At 72.6% G+C, this 7,596-nt stretch carries 8 protein-coding genes; 4 read left to right on the top strand and 4 right to left on the bottom strand.

All coding sequences use genetic code 11. From position 1 onward, the window contains the following. Positions 1-110: 110 nt before the first annotated feature. The 4 genes from msrB to GTW43_RS00435 form a co-directional block, all read right to left on the bottom strand. On the bottom strand, positions 111-518 hold the full coding sequence (gene msrB, locus GTW43_RS00450; RefSeq protein WP_161299529.1) for a peptide-methionine (R)-S-oxide reductase MsrB: 408 nt from the start codon (positions 516-518) through the stop codon (positions 111-113). Between the two features lie 5 nt (positions 519-523). Continuing rightward, on the bottom strand, positions 524-1,918 hold the full coding sequence (murC, locus tag GTW43_RS00445) for a UDP-N-acetylmuramate--L-alanine ligase (RefSeq protein WP_161299528.1): 1,395 nt from the start codon (positions 1,916-1,918) through the stop codon (positions 524-526). 113 nt (positions 1,919-2,031) lie between these two features. Next, positions 2,032-2,505 carry an indole-3-glycerol phosphate synthase gene (locus GTW43_RS00440; RefSeq protein ID WP_161299527.1) on the bottom strand — a complete coding sequence of 158 codons (474 nt, stop codon included), beginning with the start codon at positions 2,503-2,505 and terminating at the stop codon, positions 2,032-2,034. A 129-nt stretch (positions 2,506-2,634) separates the two neighbouring features. Then, positions 2,635-3,447, bottom strand: coding sequence for a pyrimidine reductase family protein (locus tag GTW43_RS00435; protein ID WP_161299526.1), 813 nt, complete (start codon positions 3,445-3,447; stop codon positions 2,635-2,637). Positions 3,448-3,483: 36 nt separating this feature from the next. On the opposite strand from GTW43_RS00435, the gene zapE reads away from it, so the two are divergent. From zapE to GTW43_RS00415, 4 genes are all read left to right on the top strand, one after another. Then, complete coding sequence (zapE, locus tag GTW43_RS00430; protein WP_161299525.1) at positions 3,484-4,602, top strand: cell division protein ZapE; 1,119 nt, start codon at positions 3,484-3,486, stop codon at positions 4,600-4,602. Between the two features lie 125 nt (positions 4,603-4,727). Beyond that, positions 4,728-6,113: an alkaline phosphatase PhoX gene (locus GTW43_RS00425; RefSeq protein WP_161299524.1), complete on the top strand. Its 1,386-nt coding sequence runs from the start codon at positions 4,728-4,730 to the stop codon at positions 6,111-6,113. A 204-nt stretch (positions 6,114-6,317) separates the two neighbouring features. Continuing rightward, a complete protein-coding gene (locus GTW43_RS00420; RefSeq protein WP_202500867.1) occupies positions 6,318-7,151 on the top strand; it encodes a polyphosphate kinase 2 family protein in 834 nt (277 codons plus the stop codon). 120 nt (positions 7,152-7,271) lie between these two features. After that, positions 7,272-7,596: GPP34 family phosphoprotein (locus GTW43_RS00415; protein WP_202500866.1), on the top strand; the 325-nt coding region annotated here is incomplete at its 3' end.

Raw genomic sequence — 7,596 nt, 5'->3', positions numbered from 1 at the left:
TGGCCGGGGACGCGGCCCGGAACGCGGCGATCCCGCCCGGCGTCATCCGGAGGATGGCCGGGCGGGATCGTCCGGGGAGCGGTCGCGCGCCCCGGTGACGGCGGGCCGGGTCAGTCGGCGGCCGGCTCCAGGCGCAGCGAGACCGAGTTGATGCAGTAGCGCTGGTCCGTCGGCGTGGGGTAGCCCTCGCCCTCGAAGACGTGGCCCAGGTGGGAGCCGCAGCGGGAGCAGCGCACCTCGGTGCGGACCATGCCGTGGGAGCGGTCCTCGATCAGCTCGACGGCCGCGTTGTCCTTCGGGTCGTAGAAGGACGGCCAGCCGCAGTGCGACTCGAACTTCTCGGTGGACGTGAAGAGCTCCGCGCCGCAGGCCCGGCAGGAGTAGACGCCCTGCGTCTTCGTGTCCGTGTACTCGCCGGTGAAGGCGGGCTCGGTGCCGGCCTGGCGCAGTACCGCGTACTCCGCCGGGCTCAGCTCCTCGCGCCACTGCTCGTCCGGCTTCTCGACGTCGTACGACATGTGCCTCATCCCTCCAGGTGGCTCAGGATCCGCGGGCCGAGGTCCGTGACGTCGCCCGCGCCCATGGTGAGAACGAGATCACCGGGCTTGGCCATTCCCGCGATCGCGGCGACGGCGGCGTCCTTGTCGGCCGCGGCCTGGACGTCGGCGCCCGCGGCCCGGGCCGCGTCGATGATCAGGGCGCTGGTGATGCCGGGGATCGGGTCCTCGCGGGCGGGGTAGATGTCGAGGACGACGGAGGCGTCGGCGAGGGCCAGGGCGTCGCCCATCTCCTTGCCGAGCTCCTGGGTGCGGGAGAAGAGGTGCGGCTGGAAGAGGACGAGGAGGCGGGCGTCGCCGGCGGCGGAGCGCATGGCCTCGAGGTCGGCCGTCATCTCGGTGGGGTGGTGGGCGTAGGAGTCGATGACCTGCACGCCGTTCACCTCGCCCTTGAGCTGGAGGCGGCGCTTGACGCCGGTGTACGCCTTCAGGGCGGAGGCGAGGTTGCGGGCGGGGACGCCGAGGGCGACGCCGGCCGCGAGGGCGGCGACCGCGTTGTGCGCGTAGTGGCGGCCGGGGACCGAGACGGTGAAGGTGAGCAGCTTGCCGTCGAGCAGAACCGTCACCTCACTGGTGAGGCCGCGCGGGGTGATCTTGTGGATGCGGATGTCGGAGGACTCCGACTCGCCGTAGGTGACGACCTTGAGGGAGGTCGTGTCGCGGATGCGGCGGGTGAGCTCGACCGCGCCCGCCTGGTCGGCGGCGATCACCAGGGTGCCGCCGGGGACGATCTTCGAGGTGAAGGTCTCGAAGGAGTCGTAGATCTCGTCCATCGACGCGTAGTTGGCGTGGTGGTCGAGCTCGACGTTGAGGATGATCGCGACTTCCGGCGCGTACTTGTGGAAGCTGCGGTCGGACTCGTCGGCCTCGGCGACGAAGATCTCGCCCTCGCCGTGCAGCGCGTTGGAGCCGGGGGCGTCGAGGTCGCCGCCGATCGCGTACGAGGGGTTCAGGCCCAGGGAGGACAGGGACACCGCGAGCATCGACGTGGTGGTGGTCTTGCCGTGGGTGCCGGCCACCGCGATGGGGCGCAGCCCGTCCATGAGGGCGGCGAGGGCGTCGGAGCGGTGCACGACGGGGATGCCGAGCTCCACGGCGCGGGCCAGCTCGGGGTTGTCCTCGCGGATGGCGGAGGAGACCACGATCGCGGTCGTGTCGGGGGCGACGTGCGTGGCGTCGTGCCCGATGTGGACGGTGGCGCCGAGCGCGCGCAGGGCCTCGGCGGTGGCGGACTCGCGGGCGTCGCTGCCGGCGACGCGGGCGCCGCGCTGGGTGAGGATCTTGGCGATGCCCGACATTCCGGCGCCGCCGATGCCGATGAAGTGCGGTCGGTCCATGGCGGTAGGAAGGCCCGGTGCCATAGGTGTGTCTCCCCTGAAGTCCTCGGATGTGCCGCCGCGCGGTCTGCGTGACCGCGGAGCGGGCCCAGCCTATTGCCTGGACCGGGCACGCTCCGCATCGCGGGGCGGGGAGGCTACGCCTTGTTGTACGAGAAGAGCTTCAGGACGGGTACGCCGACCTTGTGCCGGGCGCGCGAGGCCCAGTCCCGGTGGAAGAACTCCTCGACGTAGTGCGGGTCGGTCAGGACGATGACCTCGTCCGCCTTCACCTCGTCGACCAGGCCCTTCAGCGCGTCGAGCGGGTGGTCCTCGATGAGCCGGCCCTCCGCCGCGCAGCCGGCCTGGTGCAGGGCGGTGAGGGACACCTCCAGGGCTTGCCCGCCGGGTTCCTTGGCCTCGTCCCCCTCGGGGACGTCGCGTTCTCTCGCCGCCTCGTCCAGTTCGCCCATCGCGACGTCGTCGATGGCCCGCAGCAGGCGGTCCGCCTGATCGCCGCGGGGCTGGAGCAGCACGTGGAAGGAGACCTCTTCGTCGCCGTGCAGGGTCGTGACGAACTCCACGTCGGCGGACGTCAGAGCCTTCTCGATCATCAATACGCTCGTGAACACGACGCGTGCCCTTCTCTCCTACCGTGACCGCCCGCGGGCGGTCACTGGGGACTGCTGAAACCATCCTGCCCCGTGGCCGCACGGGGTCTGCGAGTTTTAGTGTGCCCAGCAGAAGCTAAACGGAACGACTCATTCCGGGGAGTGTCGGCGCCTCTGGTACCGACTGAAGAGGAATCCGTCCTCTTCCAGGAGAGATACCAGGTCGAAACGTTCCGGCACGACAAGAGCGGAACCACCCGCGATGCGCTGCGCATCCCCCGCCGCGAGCATCGGCGCCAGCGTCAGGCACAGCTCGTCGAGCACCTGTGCGGCCACGAACTGACCGAGCATCCGCGGGCCGCCCTCCGTGAGCAGCCGCCGGTGGCCGCGCTCCGCCAGCAGCTCCACCGCCCGCCGCGGGTCCACGGCCCGGCCCTCGCCCGCGACCAGCACCTCGGCACCCGCCCGGCGCGCCGCTTCCACCCGTTCGGGCGCCGCCCCCGCGCCCGTGAGCACGTACGTCGGGACGAGCGGCTCGGTGAACAGCGGCAGCGCGAAGTCCAGATCGAGGGTGGCGGTCACCACCGCGATCGCCGGGGCGGCGCCCTGGCCCGCGGCGGCCCGGCGCGCGGCGAAGGCCTCCCGGGCCCGGGCCGGCCGGTACCCCTCGAGACGCACCGTCTCGGCCCCGACGAGCACGACGTCGGCGAGCCCGCGCAGGGTGCCGAAGATCCGCATGTCGGAGGGGCACGAGAGGGGCTGGGAGCGGCCGTCGTGCTGGGCCGCGCCGTCCAGCGAGGAGACCATGTTGGCCCGCAGCCACGCCTGGTCCTCGGGCGTCTCGGGATAGGCGTAGGCGTCGGCGAGCGCGTCGAGGCCCCACGCGTCGCCCGCCGGGCCGCCCCGCCCCTCCCGGCCCTGGTGATCTGCTGTTTCGTACGTCACAGGGAACAGGCGTCGCATGGATGCAGTCTGGCACGCGTTCTAGACTCACGAGTTGTGTCGTCCTCCACCGAAGCAGCAGCGACCCGCCGTGCGGGTCTCGCCCCCATAGCCGACGCGGCCCCGCTGTCCCTGTGCGCCCGCGAGCCGCACGTCCCCGCGGAGCGCCTGGTCGCCGAGATGGTGCCGCCGCCGCGCTTCAGCTCGGCCCGCTTCGACACGTACATCCCGGATCCGAACCAGCCGAGCCAGACCACGGCCGTGCAGGTCCTCGGCTCCTTCGCCGCCGGGCTCGGCGGGGCGCACGCCTCCGGCGCCGGGAAGCGGCGCGGGCTCTTCGGGCTCGGCCGCAAGACCGCCGTCGCCCCGAGCGCCCCGCGCGGCGTCTACCTGGACGGCGGATACGGCGTCGGCAAGACCCACCTGCTCGCCTCGCTCTGGCACGCGACGCCCGCCGCGCCGGAGCAGAAGGCGTTCGGCACGTTCGTCGAGCTGACCAACCTGGTGGGCGCGCTCGGCTTCCAGCAGACCGTGAAGACCCTGAGCGACCACTGGCTGCTGTGCATCGACGAGTTCGAGCTGGACGACCCGGGCGACACGGTGCTCGTGTCCACCCTGCTCGGCAAGCTGGTCGACGCGGGCGTGGCCCTCGCCGCCACGTCGAACACGCTGCCCGGCAAGCTCGGCGAGGGCCGCTTCGCCGCCGCGGACTTCCTGCGCGAGATCCAGGGCCTGTCCGCGCACTTCCGCCCGCTGCGCATCGACGGCGAGGACTACCGCCACCGCGGGCTGCCCGACGCCCCGCCCCCGTACTCCGAGGAGCAGGTCACCAAGGCGGCGTACGCCACCGAGGGCGCCTCGCTCGACGACTTCCCGCAGCTGCTCGAGCACCTCGCGCGCGTGCACCCCAGCCGCTACGGCGCCCTGACCGACCGGCTGGAGGCGGTCTGCCTGACCGACGTCAGCGCGGTCCCGGACCAGTCGACGGCGCTGCGGCTCGTCGTGCTCGCCGACCGGCTCTACGACCGGGAGATCCCGGTCCTCGCCTCCGGCGAGCCGTTCGACCAGCTCTTCAGCGAGGAGATGCTGAACGGCGGGTACCGCAAGAAGTACTTCCGCGCGATCTCCCGGCTGACGGCGCTGGCGCGCGACGCGAAGAGCCTCGTCGGCAGCTGAGCGCCCCCTCCTGACGTCTCGGCGGACCACGGGTGCGGCGCGCTACGCGCGTGGTTCCCGTGACTGGAGGCGCGTGATAGACACAGCCGGGTCACAGTCCTGTCCGCCAGCAGGAGGTTGCACCCATGTCACGCACCGCAGATGCACGACAGTCCGCAACACGACGTCAGATGCTCGCCCGCACCGGCGCCGCAGGGGTGGGCATCGCCTTCGCCGGCAGCCTCGGCGAGCTGTTCACCGGCTCCGCCGCCGCCCAGGGCCGCAGCGGCTACGGCCCCTTGGTACCCGACCCGGACGGCCTGCTCGACCTGCCGAAGGGCTTTCGCTACAAGGTCCTCTCGCGCGAGGGCGACCAGCTGCGCTCCGGTGAGGGGCCGGTCCCCAGCAACCACGACGGCATGTCGGCCTTCGCCGGCCGGCACGGCCGCGTCCACCTCGTGCGCAACCACGAGAACCGCAACACGGGCAAGGTCCCGGTGCCGACCGTCGACGGACTCACGTACGACCCGATGGGCAAGGGCGGCTGTACGGCGCTCACCCTCGGCCGTGACGGCGAGGTGCTGTCCGAGCGGGTCGCCATCGCGGGCACCGCGGTCAACTGCGCGGGCGGGCCGACCCCCTGGGGCACCTGGCTGACCTGCGAGGAGACCGAGGACAAGGCCGGCACGAACGGGTACACGAAGGACCACGGCTTCATCTTCGAGGTCGACCCCGCCGATCCGCACCGCTCGGGCGCGGTGCCGCTGACCGCGATGGGCCGCTACCAGCACGAGGCGATCGCGATCGACCCGCGCCGCGGCGTCGTGTACGAGACCGAGGACGCGTTCGAATCACCGTTCGGGCTCTTCTACCGGTTCCTGCCGGAGCGCCCGAGGGGCGGGCTCGGTTCGCTGCGTGCGGGCGGCACCCTCCAGGCGATGCGGGTGCCCGGCGTGCCCGACCTGTCCGCGGTCCAGGAGACCGGGACCTCCTTCGACGGCATCGAGTGGGTCGACGTCCCCGATCCGCTGGCCGCGCAGACCCCCATCCGCAACCAGGACTTCGGCCCGAAGGGCATCACGCACGGCCAGAAGCTCGAGGGCTGCTACTGGGGCGGCTCCTGCGTCTACTTCGTGTCGTCGTACGCGCGCAGCCGCGAGGGCTCGGCCGCCGACCACTACGGCCAGATCTGGCGCTACGACCCGGCCGCGCGCCGTCTCACGCTCGTCATCGTCTTCGGCCCCGGCACCGACCTCCAGCTGCCCGGCGAGGAGCCGGACAACATCTGCCTGGCGCCCAGCGGCGGACTGATGGTGTGCGAGGACGGCGAGGGCGCCCAGCACGTCTTCGGCCTGACCCGCAAGGGCGAGGTCTACGCGATGGCCCGCGGCCGGCAGAACATCGGCACGGCCGACGACCCGCAGTGGGGCGAGTTCGCCGGGGTCACCTTCGCCCCCGACGGCCGCACGATGTACGTGAACTGCTACACGCCCGGCACGACGTTCGCGGTCACCGGGCCCTGGCACCACTGACCGGGGCGCCGCGCGCCCTCCCCGGCGGGGCGCGCGGCCGTCCGGTAGCGGCCCCGACCGGCGCGGCGCAGGATCGGAGGACCTGACCGGAAGGGGCCCGCGGTGGCGAAGCAGGACAAGAAGAGCGGGAACGACGGGAAGAACGGGAAGAACGCGAAGAGCGGCAAGCGCGCGAAGAGCGGGGCGAAGAAGGCGCACGTCCCGCTGCGGGACCTCCTGCGCGTGCCCGGCGGCGAGCGCGTCGACCTGTCCTCCGTGGACGCGGCGGCCACCCCGGGCCGCCCGCGGGACAAGGCGGCGGGCGTCGCGGCGACCGCCGTCCTCGGCGAGCGGCTCGCGGACCTCCAGGAACGCCTGTGGGCGGCCGGCTCCGCGGGGGACCGGCGCCGTGTGCTGCTGGTCCTCCAGGGCATGGACACCAGCGGCAAGGGCGGCACGGTCAAGCACGTCATCGGGCACTTCAACCCGTCGGGCTGCCGCATCAGGGCGTTCAAGTCCCCCACCGCGGACGAGCTGAAGCACCCCTTCCTGTGGCGCATCGCCCAGGCGCTCCCCGAGCCGGGCGAGATCGGCATCTTCGACCGCTCCCAGTACGAGGACGTCCTGATCGCCCGCGTGCGCGACCTCGCTCCCCGCGACCGGATCCGCCGCCGCTACGGTCAGATCAACCGCTTCGAGAGATCCCTCGCCGACGACGGCGTGACCATCGTGAAGTGCTTCCTGCACATCTCCTACGACGAGCAGCGGCGCCGTCTCCTGGAGCGGCTCGACAACCCGGACAAGTACTGGAAGTTCAACCCGGGCGACATCGACGACCGCGCGCTGTGGCCCGCCTACCAGGAGGCGTACGAGATCGCGCTGGAGCGCTGCTCCACGGACGAGGCGCCCTGGTTCGTCGTCCCTGCGGACCGCAAGTGGTACCGGAACTGGGCGATCAGCCGGCTGCTCCTGGAGCACCTGGAGGAGATCGACCCGCAGTACCCGAAGGCGGACTTCGACGTGGCGGCGTGCCGGGAGCGACTGCTCGCGCAGGACTGACCGGCCGCCGCGGCGATCGGCGGCGCGGGGCCGAGGGACCTGCGAGACTTCACGTGCCCTTGATCGTGACCTCGTTCATGGTCGCCGTCCCGCTCGCCCGTCGACCGTCCGGAGCCGCTCATGACCACCACCGCACGGGATCTCGCCGTCGTCGCACGGGACCTGCCGGCCGGCCGCACCGTGGACCGGGGCGACCTGTCGCTCGCGCTCGCGGGGGCCGAGCTGCTGGATCTGGCCGCCGCGGGGGCCGCCGCGGCGGAGGGCGACCGGATCGTACCGGGGCCGCCCACCGCCACCGGTGACCCGCTGCTCGACGGGGCCGTCGCGGCGCTGGTCCGGGAGGAGCCCTTCGAGACGGTCGAGGACTGGCTGTGGCGGCGCGGGCTCGATCTGGCCACCGCCTACGACGACGACCTCGTGCGGCTCGGGCTGGCCGCCCGCCCCC

The organism is Streptomyces sp. SID5785 (genome assembly GCF_009870065.1).
Taxonomy (GTDB): Bacteria; Actinomycetota; Actinomycetes; order Streptomycetales; family Streptomycetaceae; genus Streptomyces.
Note: the sequence above shows the minus strand (reverse complement) of the source record. Positions and strands in the feature narration are given on the sequence as shown.

What these genes read in the sequence shown, in the direction of transcription:
- msrB (WP_161299529.1), bottom strand. Translation starts at nt 518, where the DNA reads ATGTCGTACGACGTCGAGAAGCCGGACGAGCAGTGGCGCGAGGAGCTG.
- murC (WP_161299528.1), bottom strand. Translation starts at nt 1,918, where the DNA reads ATGGCACCGGGCCTTCCTACCGCCATGGACCGACCGCACTTCATCGGC.
- GTW43_RS00435 (WP_161299526.1), bottom strand. Translation starts at nt 3,447, where the DNA reads ATGCGACGCCTGTTCCCTGTGACGTACGAAACAGCAGATCACCAGGGC.
- GTW43_RS00425 (WP_161299524.1), top strand. Translation starts at nt 4,728, where the DNA reads ATGTCACGCACCGCAGATGCACGACAGTCCGCAACACGACGTCAGATG.